18 protein-coding genes are annotated in these 17356 nt (G+C 60.2%); 11 read left to right on the forward strand and 7 right to left on the reverse strand.

The window, feature by feature from the left end; all coding sequences use genetic code 11:
* Nucleotides 1-62 precede the first annotated feature (62 nt).
* From ACYQ6M_RS24060 to ACYQ6M_RS24075, 4 genes are all read left to right on the forward strand, one after another.
* Nucleotides 63-629: a peroxidase-related enzyme gene (locus ACYQ6M_RS24060; protein ID WP_031270047.1), complete on the forward strand. Its 567-nt coding sequence runs from the start codon at nucleotides 63-65 to the stop codon at nucleotides 627-629.
* A 139-nt stretch (nucleotides 630-768) separates the two neighbouring features.
* On the forward strand, nucleotides 769-1719 hold the full coding sequence (gene argC, locus ACYQ6M_RS24065) for an N-acetyl-gamma-glutamyl-phosphate reductase (protein WP_228932130.1): 951 nt from the start codon (nucleotides 769-771) through the stop codon (nucleotides 1717-1719).
* A 38-nt stretch (nucleotides 1720-1757) separates the two neighbouring features.
* Nucleotides 1758-2363, forward strand: a complete 606-nt coding sequence (gene leuD, locus ACYQ6M_RS24070; RefSeq protein ID WP_209170835.1) for a 3-isopropylmalate dehydratase small subunit — start codon at nucleotides 1758-1760, stop codon at nucleotides 2361-2363.
* A 479-nt stretch (nucleotides 2364-2842) separates the two neighbouring features.
* The gene (locus ACYQ6M_RS24075) at nucleotides 2843-3709 is read left to right on the forward strand and encodes a protein-methionine-sulfoxide reductase heme-binding subunit MsrQ (protein ID WP_460076029.1); all 867 of its coding nucleotides are present in this window, start codon (nucleotides 2843-2845) and stop codon (nucleotides 3707-3709) included.
* Between the two features lie 437 nt (nucleotides 3710-4146).
* Here the strand turns inward: ACYQ6M_RS24075 and ACYQ6M_RS24080 are convergent, their stop codons facing one another.
* Together ACYQ6M_RS24080 and ACYQ6M_RS24085 are read right to left on the reverse strand one after the other, a co-directional pair.
* Nucleotides 4147-4653, reverse strand: a complete 507-nt coding sequence (locus ACYQ6M_RS24080; RefSeq protein ID WP_062486166.1) for a cyclic nucleotide-binding domain-containing protein — start codon at nucleotides 4651-4653, stop codon at nucleotides 4147-4149.
* A gap of 25 nt (nucleotides 4654-4678) precedes the next feature.
* Complete coding sequence (locus ACYQ6M_RS24085) at nucleotides 4679-5362, reverse strand: response regulator transcription factor (protein ID WP_023002571.1); 684 nt, start codon at nucleotides 5360-5362, stop codon at nucleotides 4679-4681.
* Nucleotides 5363-5554: 192 nt separating this feature from the next.
* Here ACYQ6M_RS24085 and ACYQ6M_RS24090 point away from each other — a divergent pair, with 192 nt between their 5' ends.
* Nucleotides 5555-6094, forward strand: a complete 540-nt coding sequence (locus ACYQ6M_RS24090; RefSeq protein WP_460076032.1) for a L,D-transpeptidase family protein — start codon at nucleotides 5555-5557, stop codon at nucleotides 6092-6094.
* 16 nt (nucleotides 6095-6110) lie between these two features.
* Here the strand turns inward: ACYQ6M_RS24090 and ACYQ6M_RS24095 are convergent, their stop codons facing one another.
* A complete protein-coding gene (locus ACYQ6M_RS24095; RefSeq protein ID WP_460076034.1) occupies nucleotides 6111-6596 on the reverse strand; it encodes a hypothetical protein in 486 nt (161 codons plus the stop codon).
* Between the two features lie 221 nt (nucleotides 6597-6817).
* Here ACYQ6M_RS24095 and ypfJ point away from each other — a divergent pair, with 221 nt between their 5' ends.
* The 5 genes from ypfJ (at nucleotide 6818) to ACYQ6M_RS24120 (ending at nucleotide 13431) form a co-directional block, all read left to right on the forward strand.
* Nucleotides 6818-7708 carry a KPN_02809 family neutral zinc metallopeptidase gene (gene ypfJ, locus ACYQ6M_RS24100; protein ID WP_023002575.1) on the forward strand — a complete coding sequence of 297 codons (891 nt, stop codon included), beginning with the start codon at nucleotides 6818-6820 and terminating at the stop codon, nucleotides 7706-7708.
* 276 nt (nucleotides 7709-7984) lie between these two features.
* Nucleotides 7985-8896 carry a diaminopimelate epimerase gene (dapF, locus tag ACYQ6M_RS24105; RefSeq protein ID WP_023002576.1) on the forward strand — a complete coding sequence of 304 codons (912 nt, stop codon included), beginning with the start codon at nucleotides 7985-7987 and terminating at the stop codon, nucleotides 8894-8896.
* The gene (mtaB, locus tag ACYQ6M_RS24110; RefSeq protein WP_075284649.1) at nucleotides 8893-10161 is read left to right on the forward strand and encodes a tRNA (N(6)-L-threonylcarbamoyladenosine(37)-C(2))-methylthiotransferase MtaB; all 1269 of its coding nucleotides are present in this window, start codon (nucleotides 8893-8895) and stop codon (nucleotides 10159-10161) included. The genes dapF and mtaB overlap by 4 nt, the downstream gene beginning before the upstream one ends.
* A gap of 253 nt (nucleotides 10162-10414) precedes the next feature.
* A complete protein-coding gene (ftsY, locus tag ACYQ6M_RS24115; RefSeq protein WP_460076036.1) occupies nucleotides 10415-11875 on the forward strand; it encodes a signal recognition particle-docking protein FtsY in 1461 nt (486 codons plus the stop codon).
* A 170-nt stretch (nucleotides 11876-12045) separates the two neighbouring features.
* Nucleotides 12046-13431 carry a mechanosensitive ion channel domain-containing protein gene (locus ACYQ6M_RS24120; RefSeq protein ID WP_460076038.1) on the forward strand — a complete coding sequence of 462 codons (1386 nt, stop codon included), beginning with the start codon at nucleotides 12046-12048 and terminating at the stop codon, nucleotides 13429-13431.
* A gap of 44 nt (nucleotides 13432-13475) precedes the next feature.
* Here the strand turns inward: ACYQ6M_RS24120 and ACYQ6M_RS24125 are convergent, their stop codons facing one another.
* The 4 genes from ACYQ6M_RS24125 to gloB form a co-directional block, all read right to left on the reverse strand.
* Complete coding sequence (locus ACYQ6M_RS24125; RefSeq protein WP_460076041.1) at nucleotides 13476-14264, reverse strand: DUF1206 domain-containing protein; 789 nt, start codon at nucleotides 14262-14264, stop codon at nucleotides 13476-13478.
* Between the two features lie 510 nt (nucleotides 14265-14774).
* Nucleotides 14775-15218, reverse strand: coding sequence for a cupin domain-containing protein (locus tag ACYQ6M_RS24130; protein WP_055660111.1), 444 nt, complete (start codon nucleotides 15216-15218; stop codon nucleotides 14775-14777).
* Between the two features lie 44 nt (nucleotides 15219-15262).
* A complete protein-coding gene (locus ACYQ6M_RS24135) occupies nucleotides 15263-15478 on the reverse strand; it encodes a hypothetical protein (protein ID WP_023002583.1) in 216 nt (71 codons plus the stop codon).
* Between the two features lie 125 nt (nucleotides 15479-15603).
* Complete coding sequence (gene gloB, locus ACYQ6M_RS24140) at nucleotides 15604-16386, reverse strand: hydroxyacylglutathione hydrolase (RefSeq protein WP_229005227.1); 783 nt, start codon at nucleotides 16384-16386, stop codon at nucleotides 15604-15606.
* A gap of 138 nt (nucleotides 16387-16524) precedes the next feature.
* On the opposite strand from gloB, the gene ACYQ6M_RS24145 reads away from it, so the two are divergent.
* On the forward strand, nucleotides 16525-17301 hold the full coding sequence (locus tag ACYQ6M_RS24145) for a class I SAM-dependent methyltransferase (RefSeq protein ID WP_229005226.1): 777 nt from the start codon (nucleotides 16525-16527) through the stop codon (nucleotides 17299-17301).
* The last annotated feature ends 55 nt before the right edge of the window (nucleotides 17302-17356 follow it).

Raw genomic sequence — 17356 nt, forward strand, 5'->3', positions numbered from 1 at the left:
TCGTTCTAAGACTTAAGTTCATATTTCAGCGACATAAACGGTTTCATGACGGGAGGAGCAAATTGTCAAGTAAAGTCACGGCCTTGCAAATCGATTCAAATGTAACATTGAGTGAAAAGACACAGGCTTATTTCGACTTGTGCCAGGAGAAGCTGGGTCTCGTTCCCAACGTCCTCAAGGCATATGCGTTCGACGAAACGAAGCTGCGCGCCTTCACCGACATGTACAACGACCTCATGCTGGGCGAGTGTACACTCTCCAAGCTCGAGAGAGAGATGATTGCCGTTGCGGTATCAGCGGTCAACCGCTGTTTTTATTGCCTGACGGCTCATGGTGCTGCGGTGCGCGAGCTTTCCGGGGACCCCGTGCTGGGGGAACTGATGGTGATGAACTACCGCGTTGCGGACCTTTCACCAAAGCAGCGGGCGATGCTCGACTTCGCCGTCAAGTTGACGGAGAAGCCGGCGGAAATCGTGGAAAGCGACCGGCAAGCCCTGCGCGATGTCGGGTTTACGGATCGCGACATCTGGGACATCGCCTCGGTAACGGGCTTCTTCAACATGTCCAACAGGGTGGCTGCGGCGTCCGACATGCGCCCGAATGATGAGTATCACTCAAGGGCCCGTTGAGATAACGGAGCGTCGCGCGGCGGTGACAAGCCGCGCGATTGGGTGTATGACGCTTGCGATTTTGCACCGATCTGCCTGACGGCTTTCGGGCCCTGGGGTTCGAAACTGGCGGCGATCATGAGAGGGAGAGGAACGGGCGATGGTTGCGCGCGTGTTTATTGATGGTGAAGCCGGTACGACGGGTCTGCAGATCCGCGAGCGCCTTGCCATGCGCCGCGACCTTGAGCTGATCTCCATTCCGGACGAAAGCCGGAAGGATCCGGCAGCCCGGGCCGACTACCTCAACAAGGCCGATATTGCCATTCTTTGCCTGCCGGATGCGGCGGCCAAGGAAAGCGTTGCCCTGATCGAGAACGACACCACTCGTGTAATTGACGCCTCCAGCGCCCACCGGGTTGCCGAGGGCTGGGCCTACGGCTTTGCCGAAATGGACCTCGACCAGGCCGACATCATCGCCGCGGCCATGCGCGTCGCCAATCCGGGCTGCTGGCCGCAGGGCCTGATCGCTGCGGTTCGTCCGCTGATCACCGCAGAGCTGCTGCCGGCGGACTTCAACCTGACCTATTTCGGCATCTCCGGGTATTCCGGTGGTGGCAAGGGCATGATTGCCGATTACGAAGCTGCCGGAACCAGCGCAAATTCGTTTGCGCCCTATGCGCTCGGGTTCAATCACAAGCACCTTCCCGAAATGACGGAATACGGCCTGCTCGACGCAGCTCCACTGTTCACTCCGACCGTTGGCGATTTCTACAAGGGCATGCTGACGGTGGTTCCGTTGAATCTGGCAGGCCTTGCCAAGGTGCCGACGGGCGAGCAGCTGCATGCGGCGATCGCCGATCATTTCGCTTCTGCACCCGGTGGTTTTGTCGAGGTCGCGCCGCTGGAAGCGCTCGAGAAATCCGACAGCCTCAACCCGCAGGCGCTCAACGACACCAACAAGCTGCATCTGCACGTCTTTGCAAATGACGCCAGGGCGCAGGCTGCGATCGTTGCCGTCTACGACAACCTGGGCAAGGGCGCGTCCGGCGCTGCGGTCCAGAACCTCAATCTGATGCTCGGTGTCGATCAGACAACCAGCCTTGCTGCGTAAGCGGCATCCGTTTTCAGGCCTTTCAGGAGAGAAGAAGAATGGAAAAATTTGAGACCCTGACCGGTGTCGCAGCGCCGTTGCCGATCGTGAACATCGACACGGACATGATCATTCCGAAGCAGTTCCTGAAGACGATCAAGCGCACCGGCCTCGGCACCGCGCTGTTCCACGAAATGCGCACCAACGACGACGGATCGGAGAACGACAGCTTCGTTCTCAACAAGGCCGCCTACCGCAATGCCAAAATCCTGATCGCCGGTGACAACTTCGGCTGCGGTTCCTCACGCGAGCATGCGCCCTGGGCGCTGCTTGATTTCGGCATCCGTTGCGTGATCTCCACCTCGTTCGCGGACATTTTCTACAACAACTGCTTCAAGAACGGCATTCTGCCGATCCAGGTTTCCGAAGACGAGCTGGAAACCCTGATGCATGCGGCAGAGCGCGGCGCCAACTTCACGCTGACGATCGATCTGGAAAGCCAGGAAATCAAAGGTCTTGAAAGCGGCGATATCGCCTTCAAGATCGACAGCTTCCGCAAGCATTGCCTGATCAACGGCCTCGACGACATCGGCCTGACCATGGCAAAGGCCGGTGAAATCGACACCTTTGAAAGCAAGATGGGCAACGACCGCCCCTGGGTCTGAGCCGGACTACAATGACTTTTGAAAAGCCGGGTTTCACGACCCGGCTTTTTTGTTTTGGTTGCCTCAGGTTCTTTAAGGCGCGCGACGCGTCGCCAAGACCTGATCCTCCACTCACAGGGTCAATCCTCCGGATTTCGATCACGGCTACCGCATTCAGCCGTCTTGTCCTGAAGCCCATCAACCTTGTCATCCCTGCGCAGGCAAGGATCCAGTATTTATTGGGTTCGCGAGGTTTTTCGGGTCTGATCCCACGGCGTACTGGATCCCGGTCTTGTCGCTGACGCGTCAAACCGGGATGACAAAGAACGCGGGAATGAGTGGTTCCTGTCGGACTGAATACGAAGGGGCGGCGCCGAAAGGCGCTTGCCGGTGAAGCGGGACAGGGAAAGCTGGATAACCGCCTCTCATCTTCTTCACGCAGGCTTGAAAAGCTTTTCAGTGTCCTTGAACGTTTCGTGCGATAGTCCGAACGCATGGATATGATGACCTTGGCACCATACGCTCCCTGGACCGACCGACGCGGCAACCTTTCCGGTCTGCGATTGGCTGTATTCATTGCCGTGCTTCTTCCGGCGTTGCAGATCTTCTACAGCCTCGCCTTCGGGCCAGTGCTGCCGGAGCCCTTCGAGATGGAGCTTCATGCCAGTGGCGACTGGACGGTGCGCTTCCTGCTTGTGACCCTGGCGGTGACCCCGCTGCGGAGGATCTTCTCCTGGAACAGGATCGTCGGTGTCAGGCGCATGTTGGGTGTGACAGTGCTTGCCTATGCGCTCTTGCACCTGGGGCTTTACGCTGCGCAGGAAAGCTGGAACCTCGGCAAGGTCGTGTCTGAAATCGTTCTGCGTTTCTATCTGACCATCGGCTTTGTCGCGCTGTTCGGGCTGGCGGTTCTGGGGGCGACCTCGTTTGACAGTGCCATCCGCAAACTCGGGCGGAACTGGCAGCGGCTGCACACCCTGATCTATCCGATCGGCGTTCTCATGCTGTTCCACTTCTTCCTGCAGTCCAAGTCGGACGTCACGCAGGCCACCTTGATGGCAGGCCTGTTCGTGCTGCTGATGATCTACAGACTTGCGGTCAAAGCAGGCTTCAGCCTTGCAAACCCGCTGGTTCTGGCGGTTTGCGCGCTGCTGGCAGCTGCAGGGACTGCCGGGATCGAATTTGCCTGGTACGCACTTGCCACCGGCATTCCTGCCGACCGGGTGTTTCAAGCCAACTTCGCCCTTTCCGTTGCAATCCGTCCGGCTATCTGGGTCGGGATCATCGGGCTCGGGGTTGGTTTGGCGGCAATAGTTCAATGGATCGGCGGACTGCTCGGCCCCAAGCTGGGGCTGAAACGGGCGTAAAATATCGCCGAGCCTTCACCTCCCACTACCATCATCCCGTGGCTTTGCCCTCGGACCCAAGTCGAGTGCCTTCCATCCCGGTCGGGTGTTTCATGCGGAAAGGTCACGGCATGGATTGCCTGGTCTGGCCCGGCAATGACGGAAAGAGGGTGTGGTCTCAGGAATTGGACCCGGTCTGGTTGGGGAGCCACCCCATGATGGGAGAAGCCGAGTTTCCAGGTTTCCCAGTCCCGTCATCCCATGGCTTGACCATGGGATCCATGCCGATCCCCTTATCTTCTGATGAGCTTGGATGTGTGGAACGGCCAGGATTACCGGATCACGTCCGGCAAAGACGGCGACACGTGAAGATTATCTCCAGGGAATGCGAAGACCCGCCGAGACTCAGACCCTGCCGCTGTTTGAATTGCGAGACAATCAGCGTCGGGACTTTTGCCCTACGACTGTTTCTCGTCGTCGCGCACGCGGCGTTCGGCGTTGATCTGCTCCAGTTCGGCCATCTTTTCGCCGATGGGGCGCAGGGCTGAAACCGTTTGGCGGAACTGGCTGGCGCGCTGGTCGAGCATGCGCTGTGCAAGTTCCGGGAATTCCTGGATCATGCGTTTGAAGAGCGCGCGGCGAATGCGGATGATGCGTACGCCGTCAACGGCTTCCGCCCGGCAAGGGCGCTTGTTTTCCGCAAGAAGAGCTGTCTCGCCCAGCAGTGTGCCCTGACCGACGCGCTCGATTTCCTCAAAGCCGTCCTTGGTCCTCGTCTGCAGGCTGACCGTGCCGCTGGTGATTACCAAACCGCCATCGGCGCGGTCGCCCTGATCGAACAGGCGCTGGCCACGGTTGTAATCCATGCTTTCGGCACTGAAGGCAAGCAGACGCAGCTGATCGTCCTGAAAGTCCGAAAGCATCGGGATTTGTTTGAGAATCGCAATGTCTTGGGCAAGGCTCATGCCCAAGAAATACGCCGATTACCGGTTACGGCACAAGCTTATATCCACCGGCTTCTGTGACAAGAAGCTCCGCATTGGACGGGTCACGCTCGATTTTCTGCCTGAGGCGGTAGATGTGCGTTTCCAGCGTGTGGGTGGTCACCCCGGAATTGTAGCCCCAGACCTCGTGCAGCAGCACGTCGCGGGTCACGGGCTTTTCGCCGGCGCGGTAGAGGAATTTCAGGATGGAGGTTTCTTTCTCCGTCAGGCGAACCTTGGAGCCGCTGTCGTCCTGCATCACCTTGGCGGCGGGCCGGAACGAATAGCGGCCGATGGCGAAGGTGGCGTCTTCGCTCTGTTCGTGCTGGCGCAAATGTGCCCGGACACGGGCCAGAAGCACGGCGAACTTGAACGGCTTGGTGACATAGTCGTTGGCACCGGCCTCAAGCCCCAGGATCGTGTCGCTGTCGCCGTCATGACCGGTCAGCATGATGATCGGTGCCTTGAAACCGCCCTTGCGCAGCAGCTTGACCGCTTCGCGCCCATCTATGTCCGGCAGGCCGACGTCCATCAGCAGCAGATCGACGTGCTCTTCCTTGGCCATGGCGATGCCGGACGTGGCCGAATCCGCCTGGATCGTCTCAAATTCATCGTAAAGCGACAGCTGCTCCACCAGCGCTTCGCGCAGTTCGGTATCATCATCGACAATCAAAATCGTGCGGGCGGTCATCGTCGCGTCCCTCGCCAGAATCCAAAATCTCTTCACGACGACTTGTGCAAAGGACACAAGCGCGTTCCTGCTTCTATGTGCGTGGGAAATTGTTCCCGCACAAGCGGTGTCCCGTCAATTCTTCTTCACGCGGGGTTTAGGGGTGGTTTATCAAGAAGACCGGCGGAGCGGACAGGCGGAACGGACAGGATCATGAAAACCTTGAAAAAATCGGCGGGAATGCTGGAGGTTCGTGCGTCGCCTCTGAACCGGACACGCGGCGTGCTCAGTCTTGGGCGGATCACGGTCCCGTGTGCGCTCGGCCGGTCGGGCATCGTCACGCGCAAGCGTGAAGGCGATGGCGGCACGCCGGTGGGCCGGTTCGAATTGCTGCACGTCTACTATCGCCCGGACCGGGACTTGCCGCCGGCAACGCTGCTGCCGACCGAGCCGCTGACACCGGCGTCCGGCTGGTGTGACGACCCTGGCCACCGCCTGTACAACAGGCCGGTGCAACTGCCTTTTGCGGCCAGCCACGAGAAGATGTGGCGCGACGACAGGCTCTACGACATCGTCGTCGTGCTGGATTGCAACCTGAACCCGGCCGTGAAGGGGCAGGGTAGCGCGATCTTCTTTCACATCGCGCGGCAGGGCTATTCACCGACGGAAGGCTGCGTTGCCGTTTCTCCGGAACACATGCGCCTGATTCTTCAGAACATCGACCTTGGCGCGGAGATGGTGATCCACACCTGAGCCGGCCCGAACAGTCTTAAGGATTGGCACTGACCTGTGGCCGGTAGATAATGAAACTGCCACTGACCGTGGTCGAGGTCCTGACGCCGGCGTCATCGGTCGTCGTTGCCGTGCGAATTCCGAAACCGTTGCGCTTGACGGTCTGGTCGTCGGTGACGTTGCTTTCCAGAAAGGTCGCCCTGTTGCCGTTGACACTTTCCAGGATCGCCGTGTGCCGCGGTTCGCCGCGGGACATCGTCTGTTCCTCCCAGTTGCCGTCGGGCTGGGTTACACGAACCGTGACTTCTAAGCGGGTGAACTGGAAGACGTCACCCGGCCGGGCGTCCGACAGGTTGTTGATCACCCGTCCCCAGACATAGGTGGAGGCCGGCTTGTTGAAGCCGACGTGCCGGAAAGCGTTGTCGACCAGCGTCCAGCACTGGCCATCGCCTTCCACCCGGCCAAGTCTTTCGGTGGCGAAATTGATCAGGCGTTGCGCCTGCTGAGCGTTTACGTCGGGCATGATCGTTATCCTTCATAACTGCCCCATGGACGCAATATTAGGTCGGCATGACCGCCAACTCTGTAACCCGCATCACGATTCCGTTGGCAATGAGGGCAACCGAACGCGCCTTGCCGCGTTTTTTGAAAAGTGTCTCACAGGCAGAGACGGCGGCCAACCGCATAGGTTTCCGCGGTCTTGTCTGGTATGACGAAGTTCGGTTTCACGGAGATTACAAGGACATGCGCTGGAAAGGCCGCCGCGGCAGCAGCAATGTTGAAGACAGGCGTTCGATGGGCGGGAGACCGCGCATGCGCGTCGGTGGTCGCCGGGTCAGAGGTGGTGGCCTCGGATTGACGGGCCTCCTGATAATCGTCGGCATTGCCTGGCTGACCGGCATCAACCCGCTGACACTTCTCGGCCAGTTGGATGGCGGGGGCGGTTACGATACGCAGTCCTATCAGACGCAGGCCCCTCGCAGTGCGGCCGACCAGGAAACCGCGCAATTTGTCTCCGTCGTTCTGGCCGACACGGAAAACACCTGGGGTCAGATCTTCGAAAACGGTGGTGCGACTTACCCGGAGCCTACGTTGGTGCTGTTTTCAGGGTCGGTATCATCGGCCTGCGGATACGCCAGTGCGGCCACCGGCCCGTTCTACTGCGGTGCCGACAGCAAGCTTTACATCGACCTGTCCTTCTATCAGGAACTGGCAAACCAGCTGAATGCGCCCGGTGATTTCGCACAGGCCTATGTGCTGGCGCATGAAGTCGGTCACCACATCCAGAACGTGCTTGGCGTGCTGCCGGAATTCCAGAAGGCCCGGCGTACGCTCAGCAAGGCGGAAGGCAACGCTCTATCGGTACGTGTCGAGTTGCAGGCCGATTGTTATGCCGGCATCTGGGCGCATTATGCCGCCCGGCAGAAAGGGTTTGTCGAGGAAGGCGATATCGACGAGGCACTGAACGCGGCCAGCCGGATCGGTGACGATACGTTGCAGCGCCAGGCTCAGGGCTATGTCGTGCCGGAAAGCTTCAACCACGGTACCTCTGCGCAGCGGGCGAGCTGGTTCAAGAAGGGTTTCCAGTCCGGCGACCTCAATGCCTGCGATACGTTCAGCGCGGCGAGCCTGTAAGGGCACCAACACATCGCGTCATGCCATGGCACGTCCATGGCATCCATGCCGCTTGATCGGTTCTTTTCCCTACGCTTCCGGCTTTGAAAGGCCACGGATGGATTGCAGGGGCAAGCCCTGCAATGATGACCAAGTGATAACGGGCTGGCGCGTTTACGCATATCTGCGATGACTGCCTGCCCCACTGGTAATTTGCGGTGTTTTCCGCCATATAGGGGCAAATGTCCGCAAGATGGCGGACGCTTTTCCTTGAAGCTTTGAAGAAGTGCAACCGGTATGGCGTCTGAAACCAGACCCTTTTTGAAGATGAACGGCCTTGGCAATGATTTCGTGGTCTGGGATGCGCGTGAAAAACCGCTGCGCCTGACACCTGAAGCCATTGCCGCATTGGGCGACCGCGAGACGGGCATCGGTTTCGACCAGATGATCACCGTTGAACGGTCCTCGCTGGGTGTCGATGCCTTCATGCGCATTCACAACCGCGATGGCAGTGAAGTGTCCGCCTGCGGCAACGCCACGCGCTGCATCGGCCGTCTGCTGATGGAAGAAGCCGGCAAGGAGCTTGTTACCATCGAGACCGGTGCCGGGCTGCTGCACGCGTTCGATGCCGACGGCCCGCGCAGCGTGACTGTCGACATGGGCGTACCGCGGCTTGCCTGGAACGAAATCCCGCTTGCGGAAGAGTTTGCCGACACCCGTGCGATCGAACTTCAGATCGGACCTATCGATGATCCGATCCTGCACACGCCGGCCGTCGTCAACATGGGCAATCCGCACGCGATCTTCTGGGTCGACGACGTGGAAGCCTATGAGCTTGAGCGGGTGGGTCCCTTGCTGGAACACCATCCGATCTTTCCGGAATACGCCAACATTTCGCTGGCCCATGTGTTTGATACCGACCAGATCCGGGTAAAGGTTTGGGAACGCGGCGTCGGTCTGACGCTGGCCTGTGGAACGGCTGCCTGTGCGGTTGGGGTTGCCGCCGCGCGTGATGGCCGGACCAGTCGCAAGACCACAATCCATCTGCCGGGCGGTCCCATCGGGATCGAATGGCGCGAGAGCGACAACCACGTGCTGATGACCGGTCTGACGGAAGTGGAATTCGAAGGCGAGGTCGATCTCGATACCCTGGCCTGGCGCAAAACCGCCACGGGCGACACCCCGCTGGCGGCTGGAGCCGCGTCATGAGCATCGATGTCGTGACCTTCGGCTGCCGGCTCAATGCATATGAGTCGGAAGTGATGAAGCGCGAGGCGGAGGCTGCCGGCCTCAAGGACGCCATCCTCATCAACACCTGTGCCGTTACCGGCGAGGCGGTTCGTCAGGCCCGCCAGGCCGTGCGCAAGGCCAAGCGCGACAACCCGAACGCCAGGGTGATCGTCACCGGCTGCGCCGCGCAGACGGAAAGCGAGACCTTCTCCTCCATGGAGGAAGTGGATCTGGTGCTCGGCAACACGGAAAAGCTTGAGCGCAAGTCCTATCAGGACGTTGCCGCCTTCGGCGTTTCCGAAACCGAGAAAGTGCGCGTCAACGACATCATGAGTGTCGAGGAGACCGCAGGCCATCTGATCGACGGGCTGACGGGCCGTGCGCGTGCATTCGTGCAGGTCCAGAACGGTTGCGATCATCGCTGCACCTTCTGCATCATTCCCTATGGCCGGGGCAATTCCCGCTCCGTGCCGATGGGCGTGGTCATCGACCAGATCAAGCGCCTTGTCGACAATGGCTACAACGAGATCGTGCTGACTGGTGTCGACATCACCTCCTATGGTGCGGACCTTCCGGGAGCCCCCAAGCTGGGTACGCTGTCGGCGAAGATCCTGAAAATGGTTCCGGACCTGAAGCGCCTGCGGCTGTCTTCCATCGATTCCATCGAGGCGGATGACGACCTGATGCGGGTGATCGCCGAAGACGAACGGCTGATGCCGCATCTGCATCTGTCGCTCCAGGCGGGTGACGACATGATCCTGAAACGGATGAAGCGACGCCACCTGAGGGCCGACACGATCCGCTTCTGCGAAGAGGTTCGCCGCCTGCGGCCGGACATGGTTTTCGGTGCGGACATCATCGCCGGCTTCCCGACGGAAACCGAGGACATGTTCCAGAACTCGCTCCGGATCGTCGACGAATGCGGCCTGACGCATCTGCACGTCTTTCCGTTCTCGCCGCGCAAGGGTACGCCGGCAGCGCGCATGCCGCAGCTGCCGCGCAATGTCGTGAAGGAACGCGGCGCGCGCCTCAGGGCCAAGGGCGAGGAAGCGCTGGTCAGGCACCTTCAGGCCGAGGTCGGCAAGACCCGCCCCGTGCTGATCGAGAAGGAAGGCCTTGGCCGGACTGAACAATTCACGCAGGTCGAGCTGGGCAGCGGCAATGCCGGTGAGATTGTCGAAACCAGAATTATCGGACATACCGGCCGCCATCTTCTGGGCGAAGCCCTTTCCAGGGCTGCCTGAGGAAAGGTTCAGGGTTCGGGTGGTGACGAGCTGGCCTGTGGTGTGTGTCAGATTGGATTGCAGCCGGACAAACAGCCTCATCCTGAGGAAGCGCGTGAGCGCTGTCTCGAAGGATGGGCCGCTTGCTCCGTGTATGCTGCCCATCCTTCGAGACGGTCCTGTCGGACCTCCTCAGGATGAGGCGGAATGTGTGGCCACTTCAGTTGCGACAGTTTAAGAACGCAGTAACGGGCAGATTTTTTAAGGCAGGTTCATGAGCGAGAAAAAGCGCGGCTTTCTTGGACGTCTCTTCGGCGGCAAAAGCAAACCGGAAGACGAGGCTGCTCCGGCCGCAGAGGATGCGGCACAGAAAGCAACATCCGCAGAACCGCAGGAAGATGACCCGGCACTCGACGTCGAGATGGACGTTCGGCCTGTCGCGGCGCTGAACGAGCCGTTCCAGCCGATTGCAATGGATGTCAGCCCTGGTATCGTTCCGGAACTTTCGCCAATGAAGCCGGCGGTGGAGCCGGAAGACATTCTGCCAACCGACACGGGACCCGACGTCGAGCCCGAGCAGGCAGAAACACCGGAACCTGAAGCGCCCCGGCCGGAAGAGCCCGAAAGCCGAGAACCCGCAACGCCAGAACCTGCAACACAGGCGCCAGAAACCCTGGCCCCAGAACCGCAGGCACCAGAAATACATACGCCTGAAACGGCCAGCGCACCGGAACCGGTCATCGAGCCGGCTCCCGCAGAAGCGCCTGTTGCCGCGCCAGTGCCCGCCGCACCGGTTGAACCTGTTGCCGAAGAGCCGAAACTGTCCTGGTTCCAGCGATTGAAGAACGGCCTGTCCCGGTCTTCCGCATCGCTGACCGAAGGCATCAGCTCGATCTTCACCAAGCGCAAGCTGGACGCCTCCATGCTGGAGGAGCTGGAGGATATCCTGATCCAGGCAGACCTTGGTGTCGACACGGCGATGGCGATTACCGACCGTCTGTCCGACGGGCGCTACAACAAGGAAATTTCGCCGGAGGAAGTCCGGGCGATCCTGTCCGAAGAGGTTGAGAAGGTGCTGGTTCCCGTCGCCAAGCCGCTTGATCTCGATACCGGCAAGAAGCCGCATGTGGTGCTGATGGTCGGGGTCAACGGTACGGGCAAGACCACCACCATCGGCAAGCTGTCACAAAAGCTGCGTTCCGAAGGCAAGACCGTCATGCTTGCAGCTGGCGATACCTTCCGTGCGGCCGCGGTGGAACAGCTGAAGATCTGGGGTGAGCGCACCGGGGCTGAAGTGATTGCGCGCGATACCGGCGCGGATGCCGCCGGACTTGCCTATGATGCGATGAAGGAAGCGCAGGCGAAGGGCGTCGATGTGCTTCTGGTCGATACAGCCGGCCGGCTTCAGAACAAGGCCGAGTTGATGGATGAGCTGGAGAAGGTCATCCGCGTGATCAAGAAGCACGACCCGGAAGCTCCGCACACGGTCCTGCTGACGCTCGATGCGACGACAGGCCAGAATGCGCTCAACCAGGTCGAGATCTTCGGCAAGGTTGCCGGCGTGACCGGACTGGTGATGACGAAGCTCGACGGTACCGCCCGGGGCGGGATCCTGGTCGCGATTGCCGCCAAGCACGCAATGCCGGTGCATTTCATCGGTGTCGGCGAAGGTGTGGCAGATCTCGAGCCCTTTTCGGCCAAGGATTTTGCCAGCGCGATTGCAGGCATGGCTTAACGCGAGCGTCCCGCAAGGCGCTGGACCCGTTCGTTTGGGCGCCTTGCGACATTTGCAAAGCAGTGCCGGGGAACCTCGCAGCCCGACGTGCGTTTAGTTAGCGTCGAAGTCTGGCGCGAGCGGAAACCCTTCTACTGACGGCAGCCGGGCACAAGTGCGGAAAGGCCGTCATGATTTCCAGATTGTTGCACTCGTTTCTTGTTGCTCTGCTGCTGTTTCTGCCCGGAGCACTGCCTGCATCTTCACAATCGGAAAGCCCCGCCGGAGCTATCACCGCCATGCCCGGTGCCGGCGACGATCAGGCCATCGAGCAGCGTATCAACGGCATCTATGACCAGCTCGACGGGCTTTCCGGAATTTCGGTCGTCGTAAGATCAGGTGTGGTCAACCTGAACGGAACCGTGACCGAGGCAAGCCTTGCCACAAAGGCCGAAGAGCTTGCCGGCCGTGTCGACGGCGTCGTCGCGGTCCAGAACAATCTCACCGAGGAAACCGCGCTGGAGGAACGTCTCGTTCCGGTTTACGAGCGCTTGCAGGCGCGCCTGTCCCAAGGGGTGAACTATCTGCCGCTTGCCCTGGTTGCTCTGCTTGTCTGGATGCTGGCCAGTGCGGCCGGACTGCTGATCGCGCGGTTTGAATGGCCCTGGAACAGGCTCACGCCCAATGCCTTCATAGCAGATCTTGTCAGGCAGCTGATCAGGATCCTGTTCTTCACGATCGGGATCGTGCTTGCGCTTGATGTGCTGGGCGCCACTGCTGTCATCGGCACCTTGCTTGGAGCAGCCGGCATTGTGGGTCTGGCGGTCGGCTTTGCTGTCCGGGACACGGTCGAAAACTACATTGCCAGTATCATGCTCAGCATCCGGCAGCCGTTCAACCCGAAGGACTTCGTCCGGATTGAAGGCTACGAGGGCTTTGTCATCAGTCTCACGTCGCGTGCAACGATCCTGATGGAAAAGGACGGGAACCATATCCGCATCCCCAACGCCATCGTCTTCAAGAGCACCCTCGTCAACTTTTCCACCAATCCACGGCGCCGCTTCGTCTTCGAATTGGGCGTCGATGCGGAAAGCAACCTCGACAAGGCACTGGACGTTGGTCTGATGACGCTTCGCCGCCAGGAGTTCATTCTTCAGGACCCCTCTCCCGATGCCTGGATCGAAGCGTTGGGAGATTCCAACGTTGTTCTGAGTTTTGTGGGCTGGATTGACCAGACGCGGACCGATTTCCAGAAGGCCCGTTCCGAGGCGATGCGCCTCGTCAAGCTCGCGCTTGAATCAAACGGCTTCTCCCTGCCGGAGCCCATCTACCGGCTGAGGTTCGATGATGCGCCTGCGCTGGAAAACCTCCTGCCGGACAGGCACCAGGGAGATCAGGATCACGGGAAGATCGCCCGTAAAGAGGCGGCGTTTCCGCAATCGGCAGAAGTGCCGAACGATACGGAAGCCGACCGGGATCTTGAAAAGCAGGTTGAACTGGAACGAAAAGCCGCCCAGTCGGACGACCTTCTCGATGAGCATGCGCCGAAGGAATTCGGGGCTAAATCAGCAAGGTGATCCTGACAGACAGGCGATTGATGAAGCAAATCCTGAGCAGCGTGTCAGGAAAGGCTGACCCTGCGCCATCGGGATTCGACAAAGGAGTAGATGGCAAAAACCATCAGGCCAACTGCCAGCGCGAACAGCATGACCTGCCCATAAGGCAAACCCTGAATGTATTTCAGAGCATCCAGAGTGCTCGGCAGATCGCCGCCGGAGGTTGAGGCGCCCTCGATGCCAAGCCAGATCATTGCCGACAGAAGGGCGAACACGATCCCGCGTGCACCGAGGCCAAGAACCGACACGACGTGAACAATCCGCATCGGGGCTTCGTTTTCATCGAAGTGCTTGCTGTATCGGCCTGAACAGGCCTTCCACCAATGCGCAACCGCTATTCCCAAAAAGACAAGGGACAAGCCAGTCACGAATACCCGCTGGCCAAGAGCTTGCGAGATAGCGTTCATGAGGCCCGGCAGCAGTTTGCCATCATCCGTGCCCGTAATTCCGAGCAGGCCAATGGCGTAGAGGGCGAGCGCGCTATAGGTGGCGGCGCTTGCCAGAAGGGCCAGGCGCACGACGATCCCCTGCAGGTCCCGTCCATGGTTGTCCGCGTCCAGAACGGCCTGAACCAGCCGCCAGACGACAAAACCGAACAGGCCTGTCACTAGGACAGCCACCAGAACAGAGCCGAAGGGTTGGGACAAGAGAGTGACAAGGGCACCTTTGGTGCCCTTGCTGCTGCCTGCGCCGATGGACGCGAGAATGGCAAAGAAGGATATGATGCCATAGACGATACCGCGCGAAAGATATCCCGCGCGTGCGGCAGCTTGTAACCAGTGCGAGTACTTCATTCCCCTGGTCTTTCCGCCATCCCGGCATTTTCACGATCGGTGAACGCTATAAGTCGGCTCCGCCAGAATGTTTGGCGGGCCGACCAGCGGGCGGTGCCAGAGGGCGTGGTTGCCAAACCTGCGATAATCGGGAGGTTACCCCGGCTCAGCCGAGGCCGAGAAACGACAGGATGGCAACAACCACGACGACAAGTCCGACGAGATAGATAATGTTGTGCATGTTCAATTCCTTGCCAGAAACGGAAAAGGGCCGGACGCTGGGTGAACGGCAGGGGGCGGCCGTTCGTGGCGGGGGCTTGCGTCCGGCCCAAACTGTTGGAGATCGTCTGCCGGGGGCGCGGCAGGGTTATCGGGGCTAGGTTAGACCAGTCCGATGAAGGACAGGATCGCGCCGACAACGACGACGAGACCGACCAGATAGATGATACCGTTCATGCCTCTCTCCTTTCGTTGGAGAGAGAACTCGTCAAACAGGAATTGGTTCCAAGGAATCCAACAGGGAGCGAAAAATCAGCTCCCCGGTTGCCAGTCTTCCGGTGCCATGACGAAGCCTTCGAACTGAAATCCGGGAGCAACCGTGCAGCCGACCAGGGTCCATGCACCGAGCGAGCGGGCCTGCTGCCAGCCGTCACGGGGAACGATGCCTTGCGGGCGCTCGCCGGCCAGAAGGTCGTTGCCCAGGGTCAGCACCTGCCGGGTGGTGCCGTCGGTGCTGATGGAAAGTTCCAGCGGGCTGCCGGCGTACCAGTGCCAGGTCTCGACCGCGTCAACCTTGTGCCAGCGGGAGAGAATGCCTTCGGGAAGCAGGAAATAGATCAGGGTAGATGCAGCCCGGCCGCCATCATCGGTGACGCTGTCGCGGAAGGTTTCGGCATAAAAGCCACCTTCCGGGTGCGGTTGCATGTCGAGAAGGTCGACGATCTTTTCGGCGGTCAGGCTGGCAGTAGAAGTCATGAAAAGTCCCGGCTGGATCAACTGGATTTCCGGGACGGGATCGCTCAGGAGGATTTCGACCCGGTGCAGAAAGCCAGATCATCAATGGTTTCGCGCAGGGCCGCAACCACTTCCTCGTAAAGGAGTTGCATGTCCAGCCTGTGTCCGCCGCCCAGATGACCCGGTATCGGTTCGGCCTGGCCGACGATGCGGCTGACCACGTCCCGTGCGCGCTGCTCCGCGGAGCGTGTCAAGTGGTCTTCGGAACTCGCAGGTGTCATGGTGTGTGCCCCTTCATGATCACGATAGCGTGCATATGGGGGCAACCAGCCGTTGTTTTAAGCCTTCCGGCCAAGAAAAACCGGAAGGCGGCGCAAGATTTCTGCTGCGGGTCCTATAGGTATGATCAAGCGTTGTCCTTGCGGATGCGGATCTCGGAAAAGACTTCGGCAGCACTTTTGCCTTCCATGCCGAGAGCAGCGGCGACAGAAGCTTCACCTGCACGCAGGAACGGGTTCGTTGCTTTCTCTTTCGCCATGGTCGTCGGCAATGTCGCGGCGCCTTTCTCGCGCAGCGCGGCAACTTCGTCTGCCCGTGCCTTCAGATCGGCGTTGTCCGGGTCGATGGTCAGGGCGAAGCGTGCGTTGGCCTGCGTGTATTCATGGCCGCAGTAGATGGTGGTGTCATCGGGCAGCTGGCGCATCAATTTGGCAAGTGACGACCACATCATGTCCCTGTCGCCCTCGAACACACGGCCGCACCCGAGCGAAAACAGAGTGTCGCCGGTGTGGGCCACCTTGATGGAGGCGATGTACCAGGAGATCTGATCCAGCGTGTGGCCCGGGGTCGAGATCGCCTTGATCTCGTAAGGTCCGCACCGGACGTCGTCGCCGTCTTCAACGGTGCGGTCGAACTCGGCAATCTTCAGCCGCGAACGCTCGGGACCGATGACGGTCGCGCCAGTTTTCCGCTTGAGTGTGCCGAGGCCCTGGACATGGTCCCAATGGTGATGGGTGATCAGAATATGCGTCAACGACCAGCCGGTCTGCTCCAGCGCCTTTTCGTAGGCATCGGCGTCGGGCACGTCGACGGCAATGGTCGTTCCGCTGTCAGTGTCGTGAATCAGCACGCCGAAATTGTCGTCGAGACAGGTAAACTGGTGAATTTCGGTGGTGTCGCTCAAGGCCATGAAACGGCTCCCTGCTGAGATCTGTTGGTTGAGATGCAGACTGGCAAAGTCAGGCGCCAAGGGCAAGGCAAGAGATCTTGCGCTCTCCCGCCGTTCCATGTTCAATCGCCGCGACCCTTCTTGACCGAGCAAGGCTGAATGTATCTCGACGTCGTTCATTTGCGCGCTTTTTACGATTTGCCACTCGGCAGGCTGCTTCGCAGCCTGATCGGCGCGCCTATCCGCAAGATGTGGCCGGACCTTACCGGCCAGGCTTTGCTCGGTATCGGTTACGCGGGCCCGTTCATGCGGCCCTACCTCGACACGGTTGACCGGGCGATTGCCGCCATGCCCGCCCCTCAGGGTGCGGTTCACTGGCCGCGCGAGCGGGAAAGCGCCTGTGCGCTGGTGGAAGACCAGGACCTGCCGTTTCCCGATGCCTATTTCGACCGGGTGATGCTGGTACACGCTCTCGACCATTGTTCGGACCCTGCGGCGGTTCTCAGGGAAGCCTGGCGGGTGCTGGTGCCGGGCGGGCGACTGATCGCCGTCGTGCCGAACCGGCGCGGCCTGTGGGCGCAGTCGGAGCTTTCCCCCTTCGGCTATGGCCGGCCTTATTCGGGCAGCCAGCTCAAGGATCTTCTGAAGAGCTGCCAGTTCAACGTGACCGAGGACAAGGAAGCTCTCTTCATGCCGCCCTCGCGCGCCCGCACCATCCTGCGCGCGGCCCGCACCTGGGAAGGCATCGGCCGCCGCATCTGGCCTGCCTTTGGCGGTGTTCTGATCATGGAAGCGGAAAAGGTCGTGTTCCAGAGCCTGCCCGTCGACGGCAAGAAAAGCCGCTTCCGTGTTCTGCGGCCTGTCTTCATTCCCGAAGGCGTCGCGACAGGGCTGAAGCCTGTCAGGTCCGTGCATCGGCGGGTGAAGGCGGACTAGGGCTGGTGGTTTGGTTGGGAAGACCCTTGCCTGTTTCTTTTATTCCTAAACTCCT

The sequence above is a fragment of the Roseibium sp. ROS1 genome, from assembly GCF_054658215.1.

Excerpts from the sequence above, each read along its gene's own strand:
- argC (WP_228932130.1), top strand. The coding sequence starts at position 769 with ATGGTTGCGCGCGTGTTTATTGATGGTGAAGCCGGTACGACGGGTCTG.
- leuD (WP_209170835.1), top strand. The coding sequence starts at position 1,758 with ATGGAAAAATTTGAGACCCTGACCGGTGTCGCAGCGCCGTTGCCGATC.
- ACYQ6M_RS24075 (WP_460076029.1), top strand. The coding sequence starts at position 2,843 with ATGATGACCTTGGCACCATACGCTCCCTGGACCGACCGACGCGGCAAC.
- ACYQ6M_RS24080 (WP_062486166.1), bottom strand. The coding sequence starts at position 4,653 with ATGAGCCTTGCCCAAGACATTGCGATTCTCAAACAAATCCCGATGCTT.
- ACYQ6M_RS24085 (WP_023002571.1), bottom strand. The coding sequence starts at position 5,362 with ATGACCGCCCGCACGATTTTGATTGTCGATGATGATACCGAACTGCGC.
- ACYQ6M_RS24090 (WP_460076032.1), top strand. The coding sequence starts at position 5,555 with ATGAAAACCTTGAAAAAATCGGCGGGAATGCTGGAGGTTCGTGCGTCG.
- ACYQ6M_RS24095 (WP_460076034.1), bottom strand. The coding sequence starts at position 6,596 with ATGCCCGACGTAAACGCTCAGCAGGCGCAACGCCTGATCAATTTCGCC.
- ypfJ (WP_023002575.1), top strand. The coding sequence starts at position 6,818 with ATGCGCTGGAAAGGCCGCCGCGGCAGCAGCAATGTTGAAGACAGGCGT.
- dapF (WP_023002576.1), top strand. The coding sequence starts at position 7,985 with ATGGCGTCTGAAACCAGACCCTTTTTGAAGATGAACGGCCTTGGCAAT.
- mtaB (WP_075284649.1), top strand. The coding sequence starts at position 8,893 with ATGAGCATCGATGTCGTGACCTTCGGCTGCCGGCTCAATGCATATGAG.
- ftsY (WP_460076036.1), top strand. The coding sequence starts at position 10,415 with ATGAGCGAGAAAAAGCGCGGCTTTCTTGGACGTCTCTTCGGCGGCAAA.
- ACYQ6M_RS24120 (WP_460076038.1), top strand. The coding sequence starts at position 12,046 with ATGATTTCCAGATTGTTGCACTCGTTTCTTGTTGCTCTGCTGCTGTTT.
- ACYQ6M_RS24125 (WP_460076041.1), bottom strand. The coding sequence starts at position 14,264 with ATGAAGTACTCGCACTGGTTACAAGCTGCCGCACGCGCGGGATATCTT.
- ACYQ6M_RS24130 (WP_055660111.1), bottom strand. The coding sequence starts at position 15,218 with ATGACTTCTACTGCCAGCCTGACCGCCGAAAAGATCGTCGACCTTCTC.
- ACYQ6M_RS24135 (WP_023002583.1), bottom strand. The coding sequence starts at position 15,478 with ATGACACCTGCGAGTTCCGAAGACCACTTGACACGCTCCGCGGAGCAG.
- gloB (WP_229005227.1), bottom strand. The coding sequence starts at position 16,386 with ATGGCCTTGAGCGACACCACCGAAATTCACCAGTTTACCTGTCTCGAC.
- ACYQ6M_RS24145 (WP_229005226.1), top strand. The coding sequence starts at position 16,525 with ATGTATCTCGACGTCGTTCATTTGCGCGCTTTTTACGATTTGCCACTC.